Here is a 1647-nt window from a genome sequence, read left to right as displayed (position 1 = left end):
CGGTAAAGCGTCTGCTTGATCGCCACCACTTCCGGATCGGCCATCGCCTGGCGCAGGAACTGCACCACGACGTCAAACGATTCGTAAGGGTGATGGACGACGATGTCCTTCTCGCGGATGGCGGCGAAACAATCGCCGCCATGCTCGCGGATACGCTCGGGAAAACGCGGATTGTAGGGCATGAATTTCAGGTCGTCGCGAGGGACGGCGACGATCTCGGAAATCTGGCTGAGCGCCAGCGGCCCGGTGAGCACGCTGATGCGGCTCGACGACACGCCAAGCTCGCCTGCCACGAAGTCGCGCAATTCGCCAGGCATCAGCCTGTCGAATTCGATGCGGATCACCGAACCGCGCCGCCGCCGCTTCAGCGCCGTTTCGAACAGGCGCACGAGGTCCTCGGACTCCTCCTCGACCTCGATATCGCTGTCGCGAATGATGCGAAACGTGCCGGAGCCCTTGACCTCATAGCCGGGGAAGAGCTTGCCGATATAGAGGCCGACCGCCTCTTCCAGCGGGATGAAGCGGACATGATGCTTGCGGTCCGGCAGGCGGATGAAGCGCTTCAGCGCCACCGGCAGGCGCAGCAGCGCGCTCATCTCCTCACCATTCTTGCGATGGCGCAATTGCAGCGCCATCGAGAAGCCGAGATTGGGAATGAACGGGAACGGGTGCGCCGGATCGATCGACAGCGGGGTGAGCACCGGGAAAACCTGTTCCTGGAAATGGTCTTCCAGCCAGATTTTCTCGTCCTTGGTCAGCGCATCGCGGGTGATGCTCTCGATGCCTTCCTTCTTGAGCAGCACGGTAAGCGCCGAAAGGCTCTTCTGCTGGTCTTCCTGCAGCCGCTCGACCTCACGCAGCAGCTGTTCGAGCTGCTGTTCGGGGGTGCGGCCGTCAGGGCTCTTCAGCGTAATGCCTTCTCGTACCTGGCCGGCAAGACCGGCAACACGGACCATGAAGAACTCGTCGAGATTGGCGGCCGAGATCGACAGGAAGCGGACGCGCTCCAGCAGCGGATGATTGAGGTTCAGCGACTCCTCGAGGACGCGCCGGTTGAACTGCAGCCAGGAAAACTCGCGGTTGACAAACCGGTCCGGATTGCCGCCCTCCGGGCGAGCCACCTCGACATCCACGAATTCGTTCTGCACCGGCTTCAGTTCGTTCATGATTCCCGCTCTTCCACACCGTCAGCCAGCTAAAGCGCCGCACGTCATTCAGGAGGCGCAAAGGACGCTCTGCCACTCCAAGGCGACGTATGGTCCTTGCCGAAAACCGGTGTCGGTCTTCGGGGCCATGCGTTAACCGGCTTAACTTATCCTCTGACAGGCTTTTGCGACAGTTTCATTTCATCGAACTTGCAAAGAGCCCTGATATGATCCAGATGCAGACGAGACTGCGTTAAGGAGACGACGATGGCAGGCGGTTCCGTTCCCCATTTTCAGAACGATGCGGGCTATCAGGCAATCGACATCGGCGTGAAGGAATTCATGTGCACGGGCGCCAATCCGCCTTTCGACCACCCGCATGTGTTTCTGGACATGGGCGACGACAACGAAAAAGTCTGCCCCTATTGCTCGACGCTCTACCGCTATTCTCCGAAGCTGAAGGCAACGGAAACGCTGCCGGCCGGCTGCATCTACATAGAAC

The 1647-nt window shown here is 60.1% G+C and carries 1 protein-coding gene and 1 pseudogene; one reads left to right on the top strand and one right to left on the bottom strand.

Features of this window, described 5'->3' with window-relative positions; all coding sequences use genetic code 11:
• Window positions 1-1166 (bottom strand): annotated as a pseudogene (locus EN749_RS35370) (RNA degradosome polyphosphate kinase); the annotation flags it as partial.
• A 246-nt stretch (window positions 1167-1412) separates the two neighbouring features.
• Between EN749_RS35370 and EN749_RS35365 the strand changes: the two are divergent.
• On the top strand, window positions 1413-1647 hold a 235-nt coding region (locus tag EN749_RS35365; RefSeq protein ID WP_128364909.1), incomplete at its 3' end, for a zinc-finger domain-containing protein.

This window comes from Mesorhizobium sp. M7A.F.Ca.ET.027.02.1.1 (genome assembly GCF_004022985.1).
Classification (GTDB): Bacteria; Pseudomonadota; Alphaproteobacteria; order Rhizobiales; family Rhizobiaceae; genus Mesorhizobium.
Note: the sequence above shows the minus strand (reverse complement) of the source record. Positions and strands in the feature narration are given on the sequence as shown.